15 protein-coding genes and 1 pseudogene are annotated in these 22,000 nt (G+C 65.4%); 10 read left to right on the forward strand and 6 right to left on the reverse strand.

All coding sequences use genetic code 11. The features are described 5' to 3' along the window. Positions 1-22: 22 nt before the first annotated feature. Positions 23-1,546: a 2OG-Fe(II) oxygenase gene (locus BM172_RS06270; protein ID WP_051548882.1), complete on the reverse strand. Its 1,524-nt coding sequence runs from the start codon at positions 1,544-1,546 to the stop codon at positions 23-25. Between the two features lie 106 nt (positions 1,547-1,652). On the opposite strand from BM172_RS06270, the gene BM172_RS06275 reads away from it, so the two are divergent. Together BM172_RS06275 and BM172_RS06280 are read left to right on the forward strand one after the other, a co-directional pair. Further along, entirely contained in the window at positions 1,653-2,321 is a 669-nt protein-coding gene (locus BM172_RS06275; protein ID WP_081805227.1) for a TetR/AcrR family transcriptional regulator, read from the forward strand. Next, a complete protein-coding gene (locus BM172_RS06280) occupies positions 2,318-2,986 on the forward strand; it encodes an HD domain-containing protein (RefSeq protein WP_051548884.1) in 669 nt (222 codons plus the stop codon). Before BM172_RS06275 ends, BM172_RS06280 begins: the two co-directional genes overlap by 4 nt. A 20-nt stretch (positions 2,987-3,006) precedes the next feature. Here the strand turns inward: BM172_RS06280 and BM172_RS06285 are convergent, their stop codons facing one another. Next, positions 3,007-4,047 carry a DNA topoisomerase IB gene (locus BM172_RS06285; protein WP_051549067.1) on the reverse strand — a complete coding sequence of 347 codons (1,041 nt, stop codon included), beginning with the start codon at positions 4,045-4,047 and terminating at the stop codon, positions 3,007-3,009. 217 nt (positions 4,048-4,264) lie between these two features. Here BM172_RS06285 and BM172_RS06290 point away from each other — a divergent pair, with 217 nt between their 5' ends. After that, a complete protein-coding gene (locus BM172_RS06290; protein WP_026636031.1) occupies positions 4,265-4,450 on the forward strand; it encodes a CsbD family protein in 186 nt (61 codons plus the stop codon). 318 nt (positions 4,451-4,768) lie between these two features. After that, complete coding sequence (locus BM172_RS06295) at positions 4,769-6,622, forward strand: hypothetical protein (protein ID WP_026636032.1); 1,854 nt, start codon at positions 4,769-4,771, stop codon at positions 6,620-6,622. Positions 6,623-6,702: 80 nt separating this feature from the next. Here BM172_RS06295 and BM172_RS06300 read toward each other — a convergent pair whose 3' ends face one another. Continuing rightward, the gene (locus BM172_RS06300) at positions 6,703-7,143 is read right to left on the reverse strand and encodes a hypothetical protein (protein WP_026636033.1); all 441 of its coding nucleotides are present in this window, start codon (positions 7,141-7,143) and stop codon (positions 6,703-6,705) included. A gap of 182 nt (positions 7,144-7,325) precedes the next feature. On the opposite strand from BM172_RS06300, the gene BM172_RS06305 reads away from it, so the two are divergent. From BM172_RS06305 to BM172_RS06315, 3 genes and pseudogenes are all read left to right on the forward strand, one after another. After that, positions 7,326-8,906 (forward strand): MBL fold metallo-hydrolase, encoded by a 1,581-nt coding sequence (locus BM172_RS06305; RefSeq protein ID WP_026636034.1) that lies wholly within the window; start codon positions 7,326-7,328, stop codon positions 8,904-8,906. Positions 8,907-9,021: 115 nt separating this feature from the next. After that, positions 9,022-10,516: pseudogene (locus BM172_RS06310) on the forward strand (ATPase domain-containing protein). After that, a complete protein-coding gene (locus BM172_RS06315; protein ID WP_026636035.1) occupies positions 10,509-12,563 on the forward strand; it encodes a hybrid sensor histidine kinase/response regulator in 2,055 nt (684 codons plus the stop codon). The pseudogene BM172_RS06310 and the gene BM172_RS06315 overlap by 8 nt, the downstream one beginning before the upstream one ends. A gap of 91 nt (positions 12,564-12,654) precedes the next feature. Here BM172_RS06315 and BM172_RS06320 read toward each other — a convergent pair whose 3' ends face one another. The 3 genes from BM172_RS06320 to BM172_RS06330 form a co-directional block, all read right to left on the reverse strand. Further along, the gene (locus tag BM172_RS06320; RefSeq protein WP_026636036.1) at positions 12,655-13,914 is read right to left on the reverse strand and encodes an NHL repeat-containing protein; all 1,260 of its coding nucleotides are present in this window, start codon (positions 13,912-13,914) and stop codon (positions 12,655-12,657) included. 491 nt (positions 13,915-14,405) lie between these two features. Continuing rightward, positions 14,406-15,314, reverse strand: coding sequence for an alpha/beta hydrolase (locus BM172_RS06325; RefSeq protein WP_197022880.1), 909 nt, complete (start codon positions 15,312-15,314; stop codon positions 14,406-14,408). Between the two features lie 178 nt (positions 15,315-15,492). Beyond that, a complete protein-coding gene (locus tag BM172_RS06330; RefSeq protein ID WP_026636038.1) occupies positions 15,493-16,956 on the reverse strand; it encodes an efflux transporter outer membrane subunit in 1,464 nt (487 codons plus the stop codon). An 88-nt stretch (positions 16,957-17,044) separates the two neighbouring features. On the opposite strand from BM172_RS06330, the gene BM172_RS06335 reads away from it, so the two are divergent. The 3 genes from BM172_RS06335 (at position 17,045) to BM172_RS06345 (ending at position 21,983) form a co-directional block, all read left to right on the forward strand. Then, positions 17,045-17,662, forward strand: coding sequence for a TetR/AcrR family transcriptional regulator (locus BM172_RS06335; protein ID WP_026636039.1), 618 nt, complete (start codon positions 17,045-17,047; stop codon positions 17,660-17,662). An 83-nt stretch (positions 17,663-17,745) separates the two neighbouring features. Continuing rightward, entirely contained in the window at positions 17,746-18,861 is a 1,116-nt protein-coding gene (locus BM172_RS06340) for an efflux RND transporter periplasmic adaptor subunit (RefSeq protein ID WP_026636040.1), read from the forward strand. Next, on the forward strand, positions 18,858-21,983 hold the full coding sequence (locus BM172_RS06345) for an efflux RND transporter permease subunit (protein WP_026636041.1): 3,126 nt from the start codon (positions 18,858-18,860) through the stop codon (positions 21,981-21,983). The genes BM172_RS06340 and BM172_RS06345 overlap by 4 nt, the downstream gene beginning before the upstream one ends. Positions 21,984-22,000 lie beyond the last annotated feature (17 nt).

The following is a 22,000-nucleotide window of genomic DNA, read 5'->3' on the forward strand; positions in this document are numbered from 1 at the left end:
CGAGGCGACCCCGACGGCGGACTCACGACCAGACGAGTTCGCCGTCGTATCCGCAGCTGACCGTGGCGCCTCCCTGGAGCTCGACCACATCGGTGACGAAATTGATGCGTTGATCTTCGTGCAGCAGCGCCAGGGATGGTATGTCCCAGATGCGCAGGCAGTTGTCCTCTCCGCAGGTGGCCAGTCGTCCGTCGCGCAGGAAGCGCACCCGGCGCACGGCGGCGGCATGGGCTGTAAAGGACGCCGTTTCCACCAGCCGTTCCCCGTCGAACGCCCATAGCCTGACGTTGCCGTTGGCATCGCCGGTGGCCAGAGCTTCCGGGTGGGCATCGATGGTCCTCATGGGGTGTGGCGTCTGCCGCCTGGCGATGCACTGGTCGCGTTGCAGATCCCAGATGCGCAGGCTGCCGTCTTCCGACGCGCTGGCGAGGAGGTCGTCCGCCAAGGCGGCCAGGCCCCAGACCCAGCCTTGGTGGCCTTCGAGCATGCGCAGGCGTTCTCCTTGCGCAGACCAGAGCTGGATGGAGTGGTCGGCGCCGCCGGTGGCGATCAGCCGATCCGACAGCCGTGCGATCGACAGCGCGGCGGCGCGGTGTGCGGTCACGGTCTTGAGGCACCGGCCGGAAGCGGTTGCCCAGAAGCGCAGGGTCCGGTCGCGCGAGATCGACGCGAGCAGGCCGTTGCCGATGTCGGCGAGCCCGAGCACGGACTGGCCATGGCCGGTCAGCGTGCGGATCGCGGTGCCGTCCGCTTTCCAGAGACGGATGTTGCCGTCGCGACCGCCGCTGGCCAGGCCTCCGCCGGCCAGCGTGGCGAGTGCCCAGATATAGCCCTGGTGATGTGCTGTTGCGATGGGCTCCGCATCCTCGCCTTGCGTGCGATGAAAAAGCAGGTCGCTGCGCAGTATGTACTTGGTTCCTCGCGTCACCGTTGCGCCGGCATGCCACACGCCGTGGTCGAACAGGATCAGGCTGCCGGCCCTGGGGCGTACACGGGCGACGATGTCGTCCGCGCTTTCTCCGTGCGCCGGGCCGGCGCCATAGAACAAGGTATCGCCGCCCTCGAACTCGTTGCCGTCCGTCAGGTACACCATGAAGGTGAGCATGGAGCGGCAATCCGGTCCGCGATGGTGCACACCGTCCTGGTGGATGCGGAACTGCTGGCCAGGGCGGTATCGGCACAGCCGGAGCCGTTCGTTGACGCCTTGCAGGCGCCAACCGGTGCGCTGGTCGGCATCGAGCAGGTTTTCAGCGCCGCCTTGGCACACTTCGTTGAGGCGGCGCAGCAATCGCTCCGCCAGCGCCGGGTCGTCGAGGACCTGGCGATCGTTGTTGCGGTACGAAGGCGGGTAGTCCGATTCGGCGCTCGCGAATCCTCGCGCCTCGGCTTGGGCGATCAACGCCTTGCATTCGGTCGCCGAGAGAAAGTCCGCGATGAGGATGCAGTTGCCGAGCGAGCGGGGCAGGGGATATTCGATGGCGCGCGATCGCGGGTCATCGTGGATACCCGGTGCTTCCAGATCCGACACGGTACTGATCGCTTCCATGGCGCCCTCGTTCTTGGTTGCATGACCAATTAATCGCCACGCTACTCCTCCGCATACTCGCGATCAAGGAATATTTGGGTGTATAACCAAGAAACGGAGGGCGCCCATGCCACGCAAACCCAATACCGAGCTGCGCCGGCAGCAGATCGTCGACGGCCTGCTCAGGACCATCGCCGCCCAGGGCTATACCGGGGCCACCATCCAGGCGATCGCCAGCGCATCCGGCCTTGCCCCCGGACTGGTCCACTATCACTTCCGCGACAAGCGCGAGATCCTGGTGACCCTGGTCGAACAGCTGGGCGCCTATGCCGCCTCGCGCTTCCAGGCGCGCGCCGCCGTCGCCGCCAATGCCCGCGAACGCCTGCGCGCCTACATCGACGCGCGCCTGGCCTACGGCAGCGATGCCAATCCGGATGCGGTGGCCGCCTGGGTGATGATCGGCGCCGAAGCCGTACGCGAGCCGGACGTGCGCGAGATCTACCAGCGTGCCGTACGGCAGGAGATCGCGCTGATCCGCCGGCTGCTGCGGGCCTACCTGCTGGAATGCGGCAAGCGGGTGCACAAGCTGGATGCGTTCGCCGCCGGCCTCCTCGCCTTCGTCGAGGGTGTGTTTGTCCTGGCGAGCAATGCGCGAACGCTGGTGCCGACCGGTTTTGCCGCCGATATGGCCGCCGCGTGGGTCGAGCGTTACGTCGCCGCGGAACTGCCGGTGGCAGGGCATGCAGTCGCCGGCAAGAAGACCGTGCGGCAAAAATCGAAAGGAGGGCAGCGATGAAAGCGCGACCGCTCACGGACAATGCGTTGCCGGACGCTCGCGTCAGCGCCGATCTTCGATACTGGGAGGCGACCTGGGCCGGCCTCGGCGTGACAACCGCGCCTCGCCAGGCCTTCGACCAGTTGCGCCAGCGCTACGACGAACCGCATCGCGCCTATCACACGCGCGAACACTTGGAGCACTGTCTCTCCCTGCTCGCCGGAGCACGCAGCCAATGCGAGCATCCGGACGAAGTGGCGCTGGCCCTGTGGTTCCACGATGCGATCTACGAGCCCCTTCGTTCCGGCAACGAAGCGGCCAGCGCAGACTGGCTGGTCGAAGTCGCCCGCACCGCCGGGGTGGCCGAAACATCGATCGCGCGGATGCACGCGCTGGTCATGGCCACCCGGCACGATGCGCCCGTGCAGCGGCATGACGAAAGCATCCTGGTGGATATCGACCTGGCCATCCTCGGCGCGGCGCCCGAGCGATTCGATGCTTACGAAGCGCAGATACGCCGCGAGTATCGCTGGGCGCCCGGCCCGATCTACAAGGCGGGCCGGGCGCGCATCCTGCAGGCTTTCCTGGATCGACCCGCCATCTACGTCACGGCGATGTTCCATCGCCGGTTCGAGCAGGCCGCGCGAGCGAATATCGCGCGCTCGCTGGCCCGGCTGCAGCGCTAGCCTCGCCATGGCCGCAGGGCTCACCGCCGCCTGAGGTAACGCAATACCGCCGCTTCGAGCTGGCGCGGCCGATGGGTCGCCAGTGCCGGCGCGAGCCGGAGCAGGCTGCCGTCCTCCCAGCCGGTGAATGCGCTGGGATGGATATAGGACGCCCGGCAGACGCTCGGCGTGTTGCGCAACATGCAGGCGACCTGCTTGATCACCTCGTTCATCGCCTGCTGCCGCGCCAGTTTCGATGCATGCGGCGGCAACGGCGTGCGACTGAGCAGGCCGATGGCGTGCACCGTGCCTGCCCAGGTGCGGAAATCTTTTGCAGTGAAATCGTCGCCGCCGGCCTGTCGCAGATATTCGTTGACCATGCCCGAGTCCACGGCCTGCCGCTTGCCGTCGTCATCGACATACTGGAACAGCCTCTGCCCGGGCAATTGCTGGATGCGCGATAGCAGGCGCACCAGCCGCCTATCGTTGAGCTCGATCTCGCTTCTGCGTCCGCTCTTGGAGCGGAAACTGAGCCGCAAGCGTCCGCGCTCCGCATGGAGGTGATGCGAGCGCAGCGTGGTCAAGCCGTAGCTCCCGTTCTCGCTGGCATACGATTCGTTGCCGATGCGAATCAGTGTCGTGTCGAGCAGCCGCACCACCAGGGCGAGCACTTTATCCCTGGGCCATCCCGGCAAGGCAAGGTCGGCGCGAACCCTGCGCCGGATGCGCGGAAGCGCCGCGCCGAACGCTTCGATATGCGCGAACTTCCGGTCGTCTCTTACGCGGCGCCAGCGAGGATGGTAGCGATACTGCTTGCGGCCCCTGGCATCCCTGCCGGTGGCCTGAAGATGGCCGCGCGGATGTGCGCAGATCCATACGTCCTCATAGGCGGGCGGTATCGCCAAGGCGCGAATGCGCGCGAGCACTTCCTCGCGCGTCACCCGTCGGCCGCGCGCATCCAGATAGATGAAACCTTTGCCGCGGCGATATCGGCGCAACCCGGGCTGGTCGTCGCAGACATAGAGCAGCCGCTCGGCCGCAGCGTCCGATTCCCCAGGTGCGATGAATTTGCGCCGCGCCACGCGTGCTTGCTTTGCCATAGCGCCTTTAGATTTCCAGCGGTGGCGTGAATGCAGCGGCGGATCGAGATGAAATCCATCTCCAGGGCTTGTGCTCGAGGCTGTCTGCGCATTCTCAACAGCGAGCGGTCGATGGCTTTTTTCCGCGGATTTCACGGCTATACCACCCGGCTCTACCTATAACTCTGCCTGCCGCGAAACGGCGCTACAGGAGAATGTGATGGACAAGAATCGCATTGAAGGCACCAAGCACGAAGTCAAAGGTGCAGTCAAAGAAGGCGTAGGCAAGGTCACCAACAATCCGGTCAAGGAAGCGGCGGGCAATCTCGAAAAGAATGCCGGCAAGATCCAGAAGGAGATTGGCAAGGAGAAGGATCGCCAGCGCGATTACGATAAGCACCACTGATGCAGGCTTCGGAAGGCGGCGGGTTCCAACGCCGCCTTCCGGCTTGTCCGCTGGAGTTGTCGACGCCGATATGACGAACGAAGTCCGGTTCGCGCGGTGTGTTGAGAGCGAAATCTTGCTTAGAGCTTGCTGCGGCAAGCGGCAGTCGTCGGGCACCCTGGCCTTATGGACGATGGCGCCCCAATGCGGATGCGCCTATCGTTGCCGGACGCATATGCAATATATGCGTACTTGCGCGGACGCTGAGCGGCGCGGCCGACAACGGCGTTCTACCGGGGGCGCGGTCACCTATCGAATACGAACGGGAGACCCAGTGCTATGAAGACTCGTCTGCTCATTGCCGTTGCGGCCGTGGGAGCGGCCACCTGTGCTTTCGGCACCTCGCCAACCACCCTGAAGCTGCAGCGAGGAGGCACCACCGTACCGGTGACCACGCCTCTCGGCGGCGCGCCATATGCCAGCCTGGAACTGGATCCGGCGATGAGCGCCGGGGATGCCGATTCGGGCGATGTCGGCGACATCGGTTCAAGACCCGTGGTGAATCGCGGCCTGCCGCACGGCCATGCCGGCGGCAACAGCATGGGCACCGCCAGGCGCGCCAAATCGAGCCCCGAGCTTCTGGGTGGCTTCGACGGCCTCAATTTCCACGACCAGCGCTACGCCAACGGCGGCAATCAGTTCTCGATCGAGCCGCCCGATCAGGGGCTTTGCGCCGGCAACGGCTTCGTGGTGGAAAGCGTCAACGACGTGCTGGCGATCTACAGCAGCAACGGCGGCAAGCTGGTCGGCCCCGTCGATCTCAACACCTTCTATCACTACCCCGCGGCGATCAATCGCAGCACCGGCGCGTACGGGCCCGAGATCACCGATCCGAGCTGCTACTACGACGCAGGCGTGCAGCGCTGGTTCCATGTCGTGCTGACGATCGACCGCGTGGGCACGACCTCGTCGTTCTCCGGCAACAACCACCTCGACATTGCGGTCAGCCAGAGCGCCGATCCGACCGGCGCCTGGAACATCTACCGCCTGCCGGTGCAGAACAACGGTACGCAGGGCACGCCGGACCACGGTTGCGCGGGCGGCTTCTGCCTGGGCGACTATCCGCACATCGGCGTCGACGCCAATGCGATCTTCCTGACTACCAACGAGTACGCGCTGTTCGCCGATGGCTTCTATGGCGCGCAGATCTACGTCATCGCCAAGCGGGCACTGGTCGCTGGCGATGCCGCCAACGTGGCGATGTTCAACGCCGGCGACCCGGCCATTCCGGCCCCTGCGTTCACGGTATGGCCCGCGGTCTCGTCCGGCGGACAATATGCCACCGGGCTTGGTGGCACCGAGTACCTGCTCAGCTCGGACGCCGTGTTCTACGACTCGGGCACCTCCAACACCTTGTGGTTGTGGTCGGTGACCCATACGCAGGCCATCGACAGTGCGCCGTCGGCCGTCACGTTGAACGTCGCGCCATTGACGGTGAAGCCATACGCGGTACCGAGCAGCCTGGCGCGGCAGAAGCCCGGCAGCACACCGTTGCGCGACTGCTTTGCCTTGACCGGCTGCGCGCCGACGTACCTCGGTTACCCGAACTTCGTCTACCCGGCGCCGCGCGACCTGGCAGTGAACGACTCGCGCATGCAGCAGGTCAGCTACGCCAACGGCAAGCTCTGGGGCACGCTGGATACCGACGTGCTGCTCGGTGACGGCAGCCACGGCTCAGGCATCAGCTACTTCGTCATCAATCCGGACTCTGGTGGCATCTTCGCCAACGGCACGCTGGCCTTGCCGGACGCGAACCTGACTTATGGCGCGGCGGCGGTGACGCAGAGCGGGCGCGGCGTCATCGCGTTCACGGTGGTCGGCCCCAACGACTATCCGAGCGCGGGCTACGCCAGCCTGGATGCGAAGGCCGGCGCTGGCGACGTGCACATCGCCGCAGCCGGCGCGGGCCCCTGGGACGGTTTCACCGGCATCCCCTACCTGGGTGACAACCGTCCGCGCTGGGGCGACTACGGCGCGGCGGCCGCCGATGGCAACCGGATCTGGCTCGCCTCGGAGTACATCGCGCAGACCTGCAGCCTGGCCCAGTACCTGTCGCCGCCGCTGTTCCAGTGCGGCGGCACGCGCGGCGCGCTGGGCAACTGGGCGACGCGTGTCTCGATGATCGGGCTGTGATGCCGCAGGCAAGGTGACAAACAACGGGCGCGGTGGAGATACCCCATCGCGCCCGCTTCGTCTGCGCAACCGGAAGCCGCTCAGGGGCTTCTCAGTACCGCCACCTTCTTCGTGTCGATGTATTTCGTCATCCCGGACAGACCCTTCGCCACGTTCGGGTCCATGAACAGTTCACGCCCGGCCACCTGGCCGAGGGCCTGGAAGCCCTGCTGGATGGCGACTTCGCCTTCGTTCTTCAGGGCAAGCACGGCCTGGTCGCGGCAGGTGACCGTCAACAGGCGGGTGAACAGTTGCGCCATGCGGAGGTTGGCCTTGTCGACCTGGGCCTCGGAAACCGTTCCCATCGGCGCTACTGACGGGTGCTTCGACATCGCGGCGAACATCCACTGCACGATGATCACGTGATCGTCCATCGTGCTCTGCCCGACCAGGCAGGCCGACAGCTTGTCGGTGTAAGGGCCTGCCTGGGCGGTGCCGGAAAGCAGCAGCGCCGCGATGAAAAGCGTCTTGGTGAACTTCATGGATTTCCCCTGGTTGGCTTCCGATATTTGCCGTGCGGACCTTCGCCACGATCCGCGCGCCGGTCATCCCGTCCCTGGTGCCGTTCGTCCCACATCTTATGCGGGTGACGCGACGGGCCTGCATTGTGCCTCGAATCACACGACTCCGCCCGCGCGCGGAACCGCCGCTGCCGAGGTCACCCATGCGCTTCACTCTGTTGATCGGATTCTCTCTCGCAAGCGCCGCAAGCCTGTCGTTCGCCAATGCGGGCAGGGCGGCGGACAGCACGGCGCAGGCCCTGGTCGCCGATGCACTGAAGGCCATGGGCCAGAGCCATGATCTGCATCGCGTCGCCATGCTTCGGGTGGAAACGATCGGCGCCGAATGGGACATTGTCGAGTTCGACCATGCGGATGCGCCTTATGTCTTCCAGGGCGCATCGCGTGCGTCAGTATGGAATGACCTGCAGGGCCACCGGCGCCTGACCGACGTCAGCCAGTTCGGCGCGGGGGCGGCGCCGTCATCGTTGCATACGCGCACCCTGCTCACGCCGGAAGAGGAGCGCACGGATCGGGTGGTGGCTGGCCAACCGCCGAGAACCACGCGCGAAGAGGCGCCGCCCGCGTGGGATGTCGATGAACCTGTGTCGGCGCTGTTATTGGCGGAGCGGGTAGACGGCCTGGTCCGCGAGCAGGATGCCGTCGTGCACGGCATGGCGCAGCACGTCGTGTCGTTTCGCGCTGGGCGCTATCCCGTACGCCTGTTCCTCGATATCGCTACCGGGTTGCCAGGCGCCGTCGAAGTCACGCGGGTCCTGCACCGCGCCAACGGCTCGGACATCGCCTACAACGCCATGGGCGACGTGCACGACCGCGTGGAATGGATGAATTACGCCGTATTCGACGGCGTGCGCTATCCGGTGCAGGCGGACCTCTCGCGCAATGGCGTGCACTTGAAGACGAGCGTGATCAGCGAGCTGCATGTGGATACGGCGCTGGATGCACCGGCGTTCGCCATGCCGGACACCGGTGTCGCCTTATCGCACACCACGGTCGACGATCTCGCGCTCGGCCAGCCCGCGGGCCTGGCGCCGGATCCCAAGGCGCCGATCGCGGAGATCGCGCCGGGCATCGTGCAGATTCCGGGTTCCTGGTTCAGCACCATCGTGCGCCAGGACGATGGCCTGGTGATCATCGATGCGCCCATCTCGAACGGCTACTCGCGCAAGGTGCTGGACGAGGCGGCGCGTCGCTTTCCCGGCGTGCCGGTGAAGGCGCTGGTGACATCGACCGCGTTCTACTGGCACGTGGCCGGCGTGCGCGAATATGCGGCGCGCGGCATTCCGATCTATGTGCGCGACCGCAATGTGGAGGTGATCCGCGCGATGCTGGCCGCGCCTCGCACGCTGGCGCCGGACGCATTGGCCATGCATCCGCTGGCGCCCGTGATCAGGGCCGTTTCGGCACCGATTACGATCGGTCGTGGACGCAACGCCATCGTGCTCTATCCCATCACCGAGGGCGAACAGCCGATGACCATGAGCTGGATCGCCGATGCGCACCTGCTGCATACCGGCGAGATGGTCATGCCGCTGGGACCGAACGGTTCCCTGGTGCAGCCGGAGGCGTTGCTGGAGTTGCGCCATTCCGTGGCGGCCACGCCCATCGCCACCGACGGGTTGCGCATGATCGGCATGCATATGCGTCCGACCGCCTGGCAGGTGTTGCTGGATGCCCTCGGCGAGGCGGGGCTGCCGGCGCAGGCGGCGCCTCGCATGTTTTGAAACGCATGCCAGCGGCATTGACGTCAAATGTCGATCGTCGTTTCACGCGATCTAGACACAATCCTTAAGCTCTTTCCCAAAAATACAAGGTCTCTCCGCTGTCCCCGGTCAGCCTATGCCCTCGACGTCCCGCTGCAGTCTCGGCGTTCCCGGTTTGGATGCGGTTCTGCTCGGCGGACTTCCTGCAGGGCATCTTTATCTGCTCGAAGGACAGCCGGGATCGGGGAAAACCACGCTGTCCATGCAGTTTCTGCTGGAGGGCGTAAGAGCGGGCGATCGCTGCCTCTACGTGACATTGTCGGAGACCGCGGAAGAGCTCAGGGAGGTGGCGGCTTCGCATGGCTGGGATCTGGCCGGAGTCGACCTGATCGAGCTATCCTCCGTCGAGGAAGTGCTCGGCGAGGGACGAAGCCAGTCCGTGTTTCATTCCTGGGAAATGGAGCTCGGGGAAACCATCCGGCTGATCAAGCAGGAGGTGGAGCGGCTCGAACCGAAGCGCGTGGTCTTCGACAGCCTGTCGGAACTTCGCCTGCTCGCGCAGGATCCGTTGCGCTACCGTCGCCAGGTGCTGGCGCTCAAGCAGTTCTTTTCTCCGCGCAGCACCACGGTGCTGTTCATCGACGACTTGACCAGCGAAGGCCGCGATCGCGATACGCATCTGCACAGCATCAGCCACGGGGTCATTTCGCTCGAGCGTTTCGCCCTGGACTTCGGCGCGGCCCGGCGACGCCTGCAGGTGCAGAAATTGCGCGGACAGGTTTTCCTGGCCGGATACCACGATCTGAATATCCGTACCGGCGGCGTCGAGGTCTATCCCAGGCTGGTTGCCGCCGATCATCACATCGAGTTCGGCAACGAGCCGACCCTGAGCGGCGTCCCGCACCTCGATGCCCTGATGGGCGGCGGCTTCCTGCGGGGCACCAGCACCTTGCTCACCGGGCCGGCCGGCACCGGCAAGACCACGCTTGCCATGCAATACGTCGGAGCGGCATGTGCGCGCGGCGAGCGTTGCCATGTGTACGAGTTCGACGAGCGCATCGGCACCTTGCTCAGTCGGGCGCACGCGATGGGCGTCGATCTGGCCCGGTTCATCGACGATGGATTGCTGCAGATCACCCAGATCGACCCGGCGGAGATGTCTCCCGGGGAGTTCGCCTGGCGGGTCTTTCATGCGGTTCAGCAGGAGCGGTGCAGGATGGTGGTGATCGATAGCCTCAACGGCTACCTCTCCGCGATGCCCCAGGAGAAGCACCTGCTGCTGCAGATGCATGAACTGCTCGCCTTCCTCAACCAGTCCGGCGTAACGACCTTTCTGATCAACCCGCTGTTCGGCCTGATCCGGATCGCTGGACACCGGAAAGCTCAATGTTTCCTACATTGCGGATACGGTGATTCTGTTCCGCTTCTTCGAGGCGCATGGTCGCATCAGGAAGGCGATCTCCGTCATCAAGAATCGCAGCGGCAAACACGAGGATACGATCCGCGAGCTCTATATCGACAGCCAGGGACTGCGGGTGGGCGAGCCGCTGACGGGGTTCCACGGCGTGCTTACGGGAACGCCCGAATTCGTGGGCAACGGCGCTCCCTTACTGGAAAACCGGGATGCATGACGGGACGGCGCGCGGTAGCCTGGTGCAGGTCGTGGCGCCATGGCAGCGCGATAGCGAAAGCCTGGTCGAAGTATTGACCCGGAACGGCTATCGCGCGGCGCGCTATCCGGACCAGATCGCCCTGGCCTCGCACATCGGCGAGCAGACCGGCGTGGTCATCCTCACGGAAGAAGCACTGGAGGGCGGGACGGATGCGCTGCAGCGATCGCTGACGGGGCAGCCGACCTGGTCGGATATACCTTTCGTGGTTCTTCAATCCGCCCGGCCCGGGCGCGGGGCGCGCGTTTCGCCGTTGCCGCACATCGTCCTGAACCGGATCGAGCTGGAGCGGCCGGTCGGCTCGGACTCGCTGCTCAGCGCGGTGGCCACCGCCATGCGATCCCGGCAGAAGCAGTTCGAGATCAGGGACCGCATGGAAGACCTGGCTTTCAGTCAGAAGGCCCTGGCCGACAGCGAGGCGGAGTTGCGGCGCATCACCGACTCGCTGCCGGTACTGATCGCCTTGATCGATACCGGCTGCCGCTATCGCTTTGCCAACCGCGCCTACCAGGCCTGGTTCGGCATCGACCCCGCGGACATGCTCGGCAAGACCATCGAACAGGTATTCGGCCCGGAGCGCTGGGAGCTGCAGCAGCAAGCCGTGCGCCAGGCGCTGGCCGGCGAACCTGTGCGGCTCGAACTGGCCTGGCCCGATCCGGACGGCCGGCGCCGCGAGACCGAGATCCGCTATATCCCCCGCCGCGTCGAGGACGGCCGGATCGACGGCGTGCATCTGTTCGCGACCGACATCACCGAGCGAAAGGATGCGCTGGACGCGGTCAGGCAGGCCGCCACGCGCCTGGAGCGAACGGTCGCCGAGCGGACCTCCGCCCTGCGCGCGGAAATGCAGGCACGCTCGGAAAGCGAAGCCGCGCTCAGGCAGGCGCAGAAAATGGAGGCGGTGGGGCAGCTCACCGGCGGCATCGCGCATGACTTCAACAACATGCTCACCAGCATCATCGGCGCGCTGGATATCGTCTCGATCCGGGTTACGGACGAGCGCACCGCCAAGGTGGTGCGGGCAGCGACCGAGGCCGCCGGCCGCGCCGCCGCGCTCACGCAGCGCCTGCTCGCCTTTTCGAGGCGGCAGTCGCTGGATCCGCGTCCCGTCGACGTGAATGCGCTGATCCAGTCGATGCATATGCTGTTGACGCAGACGCTGGGCGAGCGGATCCAGGTGCAGGTTGCGCTGGCGACGCCGCTGGCCAGGGCGCTGGTGGATGTCAACCAGCTGGAGAGTGCGCTGCTCAATCTATGCATCAACGCGCGGGATGCGATGCCCGCTGGCGGGCATCTGCGGATCGCTACGCGGTATGCGGCGGCCATGCCGTTTCCGGGCGATGGCGCCGAGGCGCATGCCGGCGGCTACGTGGTGGTCGAAGTCGCCGACGACGGCGCCGGCATGGAGCCGGCCGTCAAGGATCGCGCGTTCGAGCCGTTCTTCACGACCAAGCCGATCGGGCAGGGTACCGGCCTGGGCCTGTCGATGATCTACGGCTTCATGCAGCAGTCGAAAGGCTTCATCGACCTGCAGTCGGCGCCCGGCAAGGGCACGACCATTTCGCTTTACCTGCCCGTCGCGCCCGCGCTTGCCGAGGGCGTGGCGCTTCCGCGGGATGCGCAGGCGCCGAAGGGCGAGGGGCAGCTGATCCTCGTGGTGGAGGACGACGACCAGGTAAGGCTGCTGGTCAACTTCCTGCTCGAGGAGCTTGGCTATGCGGTGGTGACCGCGCGCGATGCCAACGATGCGCTGTCCCATGTTTCCGCGCTGAGCCATATCGATCTGCTGGTGACCGATGTGGGTCTTCCCGGCATGAACGGGCGGCAGCTCGCCGAGCTGTTCCGCCAGGATCACCCTTCGGTGCCGGTGCTGTTCATGACCGGCTATGCCGAGGGCGCCGCCCTGAGATCGGAATTCCTGGGGCCGAACATGCGGATGATCGCCAAGCCGTTCGCGCTGGAGGCCTTCAGCCATGCCGTGACCAACGCGCTGGCCGGTACTGCCTGACCTGCGGCCTGCGGTTGCGGCAACCCCTCCCGCAGAAAGCGGGAGGGGCTTTGCTGATGCCGCCGTTGAGGCCGTCGATGTCGAGCGGCAGTTACTGATAGCGCGCAACGACGAAGGTCGTTGGCGAGTTGCCATAGCCCACGACGACGATCTTGCCGTCGCCTTGTATGGCGAGCCCTTGAACGGCGGCATTCGCGCTGCCGACTGCGGTGGCAACCGGTCCGAAGCTGTAGTCCTGGTTGCCGAGCTGGTCGTAGCGATTCAAGGTCAACTGGCGGTAGCTGCCCGCACTGGAGTAGCCGCCGACAATGATGCCTCCGCTGGCGTCGATGGCCATATCGCTGCCGATCGCATCGCCGCTGCCGATGGCGGCAAGGACCTTGCCGGTGCCGGATCCAAAGCCACTGTCCAGCGCGCCGGTGCTGGTGTAACGGACGGCGGCAAATCGGTAGTAGCCGCCGCTCGTGCTGTTCGCATAGCCGGCAGCGACGATCTTGCCATCGACCTGGATCGCCAGCGCGGTGGCGATGGCGGAGTTGCCGCTGAACGTGCCGCCCACATTGGTCAGAACCTTGCCGCCGGTACCGAACGTGGTGTCCAGCGCGCCATTCGCGGTGTAGCGCGTCAACGCGAACACGGTGCCGCCGCTCGATGCGTAGCCGGCCAGCACCGGCTTGCCATCCGCCTGGATGACCAGGCTGTTGGCGAAGGCCGAGCTGGTGCCAAGCGCGGAGGTGACGGTGCCGGTACCGCTGCCGAAGCTGTAATCCAGCGTCCCGCTGCTGGTCAGGCGCGCCAGCGCAAAGCCGGAACCGGCATAGCCCGCAACCCAGATCGAGCCGCCCTGTACGGCAACGGCAAAGGCTTCCGAAGCCCCCGCATAGAAATTGACGGTCGCCTTGCCCGAGCTGCCGAAGCTGGTGTCCAGCGAACCATCCGTGTTGTAGCGATAGACGGTGAAGTTGCGGGTGGAGGTGAAGTTCGGACACGAGGTGCCTGCAACGACGATCTTGCCATCCGCCTGCAGGGCGAGCGCCCGCGCCTGTCCCGAGCAGCTGCCGGACGGCGTGGTGGTGACCTTGCCGGTGCCATTGAAGCTCGTATCCAGTGCGCCGGTCGTCGTATAGCGCGCCAGTGCGAAGTCGCCGAGGGCGTCCTGGCCGGCGGTAACGATCCGTCCGTCCGGCTGGATGACCACCTTGGCGGCGGCACCGTAGCTGCCGAATGCGGTGGAGGTGATGCCTGCCGAACCGAAGGTGGGGTCCAGCGATGCGGCCTGTGCGGACGCGGCAAGTGCGCTGATGGCGCTGATGGCCATGCCGAACGAGATCTTCATCCTGTTGCTGATCACTGCGTGTTCTCCCTGTTGAATGTGCTCGAATCTATCTGGGTGTCAATTCAATTCACCGCCGTTGCCGCGTAGCCTCCCGCTCGCAGCGCTGCCCCCCTTCAAGTTGAACTTCGTTGCTGCCCTTTGCTGGTCTGACGTTGATGAGCCGATTCGTCAGAAACCCAGGTTCCGCGAGCACTTGTTGCTACCTGGTAATTATCCGATTTATCTGTCTCATAGACTGCGCCGCATGGAGCCATCGTCTGTACAACCGGCGCCGGTGCCCCAAAGTGAGCTGGAGCAGCGGTCAGGCGGACGGCGTCGTCGATGTCGCGGCCCACACCGTGCGTGACGCCGCGGCCGCCATGGGAGGCAGGTGCACCCGGCCGGATAGCCGGCGCGGATTGGTGCCAAGGCACTTCCAGTCCAGATCAGGCTGCTCAATCTGTCTCCGCTGAGGGCTGGTGATCAGGGCAGGTGATCGGTGGCAGGGTACCGGATCTCGCCGCTCTCTAAGTTTCCTCGCTTGCTTCGGGGGCCATGTGAGCCTTGAAGAATCGGGCCACGTTCGCGACCGCGTTGTCTACCTGTTGTTGCGAGTCGTAATAGTCGTAATGCGTGCCATCGGCCCAGACCAGTTCCTTTTCAACCCGAAGCTCAGCAAACAGTCTTCTCGCCTCGTCTGGAAATGCACAGCCGTCTGAGTGGACGATCAAGGTGGGCGCAGTCATACGAGCCGCTTTGCTGATGGGATCGAACTCCATGAACTGCTCCAAACCCATGAGCGCTGCCTGATTTCTGTAGGTGGGGACGTTGCCTCGTGACGGGTTGAGGTAGTAGTCGTACGAGCCAGGCTTGCCGACATTAATCGCCGTCGGATCGGTCTCGCTATAGGCCGGTACGAGATCCAGTTCTCCGCTTTTTTCGTACTTGCGCCGGGATGCCGACGATCGGGCCTTGCGCGTAGCCACGCCGTCGTCGCCATAGAGCTTGTTGTACAACGCGGGTCCAGGAAGAAAGGCCGCAATGGTGGCCAAGACCCGAAGCCCAGGCTCAACGGCCCCCAACTCGATGGCGTTTCCGGCGGAGGTGCAGATGCCGACCATGCCGACAGCCCGCACATATGGCCGTTGGCTTAGGAATGACACCGCCGCTTGAAGGTCCCGTAGCTTCTCCGCCGGTGACTCAAGCTGCCGCGGCTCTCCCGCGCTTTCACCGTAGTGGCTGTAGTCGAAAGCGAGCGCCACGAAGCCTTGACCGGCGAGCTTTTGTGCGTACGTCCCCGCCATCTGTTCCTTGACCGATGTGAGGGAGCCTTGGACGATCACGGCGTTGTACAGGTGCTGCTCGTCGAAACCTTCGGGTGTAAACAGGTGGCCGACAAGCTCAAGGCCGTCGCGTTCAAAGTAAACTTTGTCCATTTGCATAAGTCCTCTTTTGAGTTGACCGATGGCCGGTGCCGGCTGACTTCCCGGTCGCTTCGAACGCACCACGCGTGTAGCCAGCTTGCGGCGATATCCTCCACGCTCGCCGCGGCGAGCAAACGCAAGCGTGTTTGCTCGCGGGCTTGATCTCGGGTCAATCGTTTGTCCATGGCGGCTACCGGGCGACAACGGCCGCTCCGGATTCCCGAGCTTGCCATCCGCCGCCAAGCGCCTTGAATGCGGCGACCGCGGCGCGCGCCGACTCCGTCTGCGCCTGTGCTCGCTCGTCGGAGGCGCGCAGCAGGTTTTCGTCCGCCTGGAGCACCTCGATCAGACTGACTACGCCCTTTTGATAGGCCGCGAACGACGCCGCGCGCGCACGACCGAGCGAATCCACACCCCGGTCAAGCACGGCGGTTTGCTCCTCGCGCTTGACCAGGGCCGAGAACGCGTTCTCCACATCCTCGGTCGCGTGCAGAGCTGCCAGCCGATACGCCGCCAGCATTTCTGCCTGCTGACCTTTGGCCTGCTGGATCTGCGCGTTGATGCGGCCGAAATCGAACAGGCGCCAGCGCAGGCCCAGCACGCCGGCGGCCTGATTGGCGCCACTGGTGAACAGGTTGCCGCCGGCTACGGAAGTAGCACTGCCGATCAATCCGCTCAGCGAAAGCTTGGGGTAGTACTCGGCGATGGCGACGCCGATCCGCGCGTTGGATGCGGCGAGGCGCCGTTCGGCCACGATCAGGTCAGGGCGACGGCGGAGCAGTTCGCCCGGTGTTTCGGTGGCGGCGATCTGCGGGGCGCTCGGAATCTCGCGATCTTCCATGAGCTCTGCCCGATGCGTGCCCGGCTGAGCGCCCAGCATCACATCAAGCGCGTTCATGGCCGCATCCAAACCCGTTTCGAGCACCGGGACGGATGCCTGCACCTGCGCCAGCGCGCCATCGGCTTGCTTCACTTGAAGCTCAGGTGCCAATCCCTTGCCGTACAGCAGCTTGATGGTGGCGAGCAGGTCCTGCTGCGTCTGCACTTGTTGGCGCGCCACCTTCAGGCGCGCCTGCAGTCCGCGGATGGTGATGTAGATGTCGGCGGTCTGCGCCGCCACGGCCAGGCGCGTGGCCAGGGCGCCGGCTTCGGAAGCCTGGTAGTCGGCCAGCGCCGCCTCCCGTCCGCGGCGGAGGCCGCCGAACACATCCAGTTCCCAGCTCGCGCTGAAGTCGGCCTCGTAGCTGTTGCCGTAGCGGTCGAAACCGGGCGTGGCGTTCAGAACCTGGCCCAGCGGCGTTTCCACCGACTGGTAGGCCCTGGCAGCCTGGCCGCTGATGTTGCCGGAAGGCAGCAGGGCGGCCGTGGCCGCGCCAAGTCCGGCGCGTGCCTGGGCGACGCGTGCGGACGCCTGCGCGAGGTCCAGATTTTGTTCGAGTGCGAGCGTCACGTACCGGGTCAGCTGCGGATCGCCGAAGCCTGTCCACCAAGTCGCGAGTTCCGCGCCGGCCGGCGCGTGTCGTTGACCGACCTCGGCCTGGCCTTGGAAATGGTCGGGCATCGCGACCCGGGGCCGGACGTAATCGGGGCCGACGGCGCAGCCCGCGAGGAGGCCGCCGGCCATCAGCACAGCTAAGACGTGTTTGGGCGACATGGGTTCGCTCCGGAGTGGTGGATAGTGACCATATTACCAAATGGTCACTAGTTGTCCAATCCCGAGGCGAAGGGTAAGCTCCTGACCTATGAAAAAAGCAGCCCCTACGCCTCAGCCTGCCCGCGGTCCGATCGACCACGAAGTGCGCGACCAGATCGTCACCGCCGCCACCGAGCATTTCAGCCGGTACGGCTACGAGAAAACCACGGTGTCGGACCTGGCCAAGGCGGTCGGGTTTTCCAAGGCGTACATCTACAAGTTCTTCGAGTCCAAGCAGGCCATCGGCGAGATGATCTGCGCCAACTGCCTGCGCGAGATCGAGGCCGAAGTGATGGCGGCTATCGCCGAGACCGACCAGCCGTCGGAAAAGCTGCGGCGCATGTTCAAGGGCTTCACCGAGGCGACGCTCCGCCTGTTGTTCCGGGATCGCAAGCTTTACGAGATCGCTGCCTCGGCCGCCACGGAACGTTGGGCGGCGGTGGTGGCCTATGAGGAGCGCGTGCAGGCCCTGCTCAAGGAGATCCTGCAGGAGGGGCGGCAAAGCGGAGATTTCGAGCGCAAAACGCCGCTGGACGAAACTGCCGCGGCGATCTACCTCGTGATGCGCCCCTATTTCAACCCGCTGCTGTTGCAGCACAGCTTCGACTACACCGACGCAGCGCCGGGCCAGCTGTCCGGCCTGGTGCTGCGCAGCTTGTCGCCCTGAAAGATGGGATTGAAGTGACTATTGACTAATTTGGTCACTAGATAGCAGAATGAAGCCCTGGTCACTCGCCCATGGGGCTTTTTATGTTCCGGCTTCGTTTCGCTACCCCTGCTGTCGTCCTGGTACTGACGTTTGCGCTGGCGGCTTGCGGCGGAAAGGCACCCGCCGATCCGCGCACCGACGCGCCTCTGGTTCGCGTTGCCGCTGTTCAGAGCGCGCTTCCCGCCATGCGTTCGTTCACGGGCACTGTTGCCGCCCGGGTGCAGAGCGACCTGGGCTTCCGCGTTGCCGGCAAGGTGCTGCAGCGCTTGGTGGATGCCGGGCAAAGCGTCAAGCGCGGCCAGCCGCTGATGCGCATCGATCCGGTCGACCTGAAACTGGCCGCGCAGGCACGGCAGGAGGCCGTCGCGGCCGCGCGCGCGCGCGCCAGACAGACAGCGGAGGACGAGGCGCGCTATGGCGATCTGCGCGGTACCGGCGCGATTTCCGCCTCGGCCTACGACCAGGTCAAGGCGGCAGCGGATGCCGCCAAAGCCCAGTTGAGCGCCGCCGAAGCCGACGCCAACGTGGCGAACAATGCCAGTGGCTACGCCGAGCTGGTGGCGGATGGCGACGGCGTGGTGATGGAAACGCTGGCCGAACCGGGCCAGGTCGTCGGCGCCGGTCAGACCGTGGTGCGCCTGGCGCACGCCGGGCCGCGCGAGGCCGTGGTGCAACTGCCGGAAACCCTGCGTCCTGCGATCGGATCGGCCGCGCAGGCCGCATTGTTCGGCAAGGAAGGCATAAGCGCGCCGGCTACTTTGCGGCAGCTTTCCGATGCCGCCGATCCGCTCACGCGCACGTTCGAAGCGCGCTATGTCCTGCAAGGCGAGCTGGCCAGCGCCTCGCTGGGCACGACGGTGACGATCCGTCTTCCTTCCGGCCATGCCGACACCCAGGGCGACCTGCAGGTGCCGCTGGGCGCCTTGTTCGACGCAGGCAAGGGGCCGGGTGTGTGGGTGATCGGCGGCGAGCCGGCCAAGGTGTCCTGGCGGCCGGTGGTGCTGCGGCATCTGGACGACGACCGTGCGCGCATCGCTGGCCAGCTCAAGCAAGGCGACCGCGTGGTTGCGCTCGGCGCACATCTGCTGCGCGAAGGCGAGCCGGTGCGGGTGGCCAGCCAGGTTGCCGCCGCTGCGAATGAAGGGGGCCAGCCGTGAGCGAAGGTCGCTTCAATCTCTCCGCGCTCGCCGTGCGCGAGCGCTCCATCACGCTGTTCCTGATCCTGCTGATCTCGGTGGCCGGGCTGCTGGCCTTCTTCAAGCTGGGACGTGCGGAAGATCCGGCCTTTACGGTGAAGGTGATGACCATCGTCACCGCATGGCCTGGCGCCACCGCGCAGGAAATGCAGGACCAGGTCGCCGAAAAGATCGAAAAGCGCATGCAGGAGCTGCGCTGGTACGACCGCACCGAAACCTATACGCGTCCTGGCCTGGCTTTCACCACCTTGACCTTGCTCGACAGCACGCCGCCCTCGGCCGTGCAGGAAGAGTTCTACCAGGCGCGCAAGAAAATCGGCGATGAGACCGGCAATCTTCCGCCCGGCGTGATCGGGCCGCTGGTCAACGACGAATATGCCGACGTTACCTTTGCGCTGTTCGCGCTCAAGGCCAAGGGCGAACCCCAGCGTCTGCTGGTGCGCGACGCGGAAGGCCTGCGCCAGCGCCTGTTGCACGTGCCGGGCGTGAAGAAGGTCAACATCATCGGCGAGCAGGCGGAGAAGATTTATGTCGAGTTCTCGCACGATCGGCTGGCCACGCTGGGTGTGAGCCCGCAGGACGTGTTCGCCGCGCTCAACAGCCAGAACGCGCTGACGCCGGCGGGATCGGTCGAAACGAAGGGGCCGGAGGTATTCATTCGGCTGGACGGCGCCTTCGATTCGTTGCAGAAGATCAGAGATACCCCGGTGGTGGCGCATGGCCGCACGCTGAAGCTGTCGGACATCGCCACGGTCAAGCGTGGTTATGAGGATCCGGCCACTTTCATGATCCGCAACAACGGCGAACCCGCCTTGTTGCTGGGCATCGTCATGCGCGATGGCTGGAACGGACTGGATCTGGGCAAGGCGCTGGACAGCGAAGTCGGCGCGATCAACGGCGGCCTGCCGCTGGGCATGAGTCTTACCAAAGTCACCGACCAGGCCGTCAACATCAGCTCGGCGGTCGATGAGTTCATGCTGAAGTTCTTCGTCGCGCTGCTGGTGGTCATGGTGGTGTGCTTCGTCAGCATGGGCTGGCGCGTGGGGCTCGTGGTGGCCGCGGCGGTGCCGCTGACGCTGGCGGTAGTGTTCGTGGTGATGGCTGCCACCGGCAAGAATTTCGATCGCATCACCTTGGGCTCGTTGATCCTGGCGCTGGGCCTGCTGGTGGACGACGCCATCATCGCCATCGAAATGATGGTGGTGAAGATGGAAGAGGGCTACAGCCGCGTGGCCGCTTCGGCCTATGCATGGAGCCACACGGCCGCGCCCATGCTGGCGGGCACGCTGGTCACGGCGGTGGGCTTCATGCCCAACGGTTTCGCGCGCTCCACCGCGGGCGAGTACACCAGCAACATGTTCTGGATCGTAGGCATTGCGCTGGTCGCTTCCTGGGTGGTGGCGGTGGTCTTCACGCCGTACCTGGGCGTGAAGATGCTGCCGCAGTTCAAAAAGGTCGAAGGCGGCCACGAGGCGATCTACGACACGCCTCGCTACAACCGTTTCCGTCAGCTGCTGGGGCGTGTCATCGCGCGCAAATGGCTGGTAGCCGGATCCGTGGTGGGCCTGTTCGTCCTGGCCATCCTCGGCATGGCGCTGGTGAAGAAGCAGTTCTTCCCCATCTCCGACCGTCCGGAGGTGCTGGTGGAAGTGCAGATGCCCTACGGCACGTCGATCGAGCAGACCAGCGCCGTGGCGGCGAAGGTCGAAACGTGGCTGGCCAGGCAGCAAGAAGCCAAGATCGTCACTGCCTACATCGGCCAGGGCGCGCCGCGCTTCTATCTGGCGATGGGGCCGGAGCTGCCCGATCCGTCGTTCGCCAAGATCGTAATCCGCACGGACAACCAGGAGGAGCGCGAAGTGCTGAAGCAGCGGTTGCGCAAGGCCATCGCCGACGGCCTGGGCGCGGAGGCTCGCGTGCGCGTCACCCAGTTGGTGTTCGGTCCCTATTCGCCATACCCCGTCGCGTTCCGCATATCCGGCCCGGACCCGGACAAGCTGCGCGGCATCGCGACGGAGGTGGAGCAAGTCATGGACGCCAGTCCGATGATGCGCACGGTGAACGCCGATTGGGGTACCCGCACACCCACGCTGCATTTCAGCCTGCAGCAGGACCGCCTGCAGGCGGTGGGGCTCAGTTCCAGTGCGGTAGCGCAGCAACTGCAGTTCCTGCTGAGCGGCATACCGGTCAGCGCCGTGCGCGAGGACATCCGCACGGTGCAGGTGGTGGCGCGCGCGGCGGGCGGCGTGCGCCTCGATCCGGCCAGGATCGGCGACTTCACGCTGGCGGGCGCCAATGGCCAGCGCATTCCGCTGTCGCAGGTGGGCCAGGTGGACGTCCGCATGGAAGAGCCGGTCATGCGCCGGCGCGACCGCGCGCCGACCATCACGGTGCGTGGCGACATCGCCGAAAACCTGCAGCCGCCGGATGTGTCCACCGCCATGGCCAAGCAGCTGCAGCCGCTCATCGCCAAGCTGCCCGGCGGCTACCGCATCGAAGAAGCGGGGTCGATCGAGGAGTCGGGCAAGGCGACGAAAGCCATGCTGCCGCTATTCCCGATCATGCTGGCCGCCACTTTGCTGATCATCATCTTCCAGGTGCGCTCCATTTCCGCAATGGTGATGGTGTTCCTGACCAGCCCGCTGGGCCTGATCGGCGTGGTGCCCACTTTGATCCTGTTCGGGCAGCCGTTCGGCATCAACGCGCTGGTCGGACTGATTGCGTTGTCGGGCATCCTGATGCGCAACACGCTGATCCTGATCGGGCAGATCCATCACAACGAAGCGGCCGGGCTGGATCCGTTCCATGCCGTGGTCGAGGCTACGGTGCAACGTGCGCGTCCGGTCATCCTCACCGCGCTGGCGGCGATCCTGGCCTTCATTCCGCTGACCCATTCGGTGTTCTGGGGCACGCTCGCCTACACGCTGATCGGCGGCACCTTTGCCGGAACCGTCCTCACCCTGGTGTTCCTGCCGGCCATGTATTCGATCTGGTTCAAGATCAGGCCCGGAGATGCGGCGCATGGGCACCAAGGCCGACATGAGCCGCCGCAGCACAGGCTGGAGGAAGCCATCGCGGGATGAAGCCGCCGTTGAATGCG

Origin of the sequence: Dyella marensis (assembly GCF_900112865.1) — a bacterium.
Classification (GTDB): domain Bacteria; phylum Pseudomonadota; class Gammaproteobacteria; order Xanthomonadales; family Rhodanobacteraceae; genus Dyella_D; species Dyella_D marensis_A.